At 39.9% G+C, this 521-nt stretch carries 1 protein-coding gene; it reads right to left on the bottom strand.

Annotated elements, in window-relative coordinates; genetic code table 11:
* Positions 1–126 precede the first annotated feature (126 nt).
* The coding region (locus M1P97_RS26220) for an Rpn family recombination-promoting nuclease/putative transposase (RefSeq protein ID WP_249390624.1) at positions 127–521 on the bottom strand (395 nt) is incomplete at its 5' end.

The following is a 521-nucleotide window of genomic DNA, read 5'->3' on the forward strand; positions in this document are numbered from 1 at the left end:
TCAACCCATATGGAACTGGGGACTGATTTTTAATCAGTTTTTGACTATATTTGAAAACCGAATCCGGGTTTAAACCCGGATTCGGTTCCTGTAGTTTTGAATTTACACAAAATTGTGGATAGTCCCTTACAATTCGTTAATTTCCTTTACCGACAATCCGGTACATTGAGCAATCGTTTCAATATTAATTCCCTGTTTTTTAAAATTGGCAGCAATAAGGCGTTGTTCTTCTGCCTTACCTTCGACTATGCCTTCAGCCTTGCCTTTCTCCATACCGTCGTCAAAACTAGTATCGAGTGCTGCTGAAAGGTCACGTTCGACGGAGAGGCTCAGTTCATATTCCAGTCGTTGATCGGGAGTCATGCGCTCTACCTCCACGATACTTTTCAGTTTGCGGAATATCTGATTGTTCAGTTCTTCGGGTAATCGTTCCATGATCTCGATATTATTTAATACATATAACCACTTCTTATAAAGCGTATCACACTCATGCAAAGGTAATACAAATTTCGGCATTTCAA

Source organism: Parabacteroides leei (assembly GCF_023369805.1).
Classification (GTDB): Bacteria; Bacteroidota; Bacteroidia; order Bacteroidales; family Tannerellaceae; genus Parabacteroides; species Parabacteroides leei.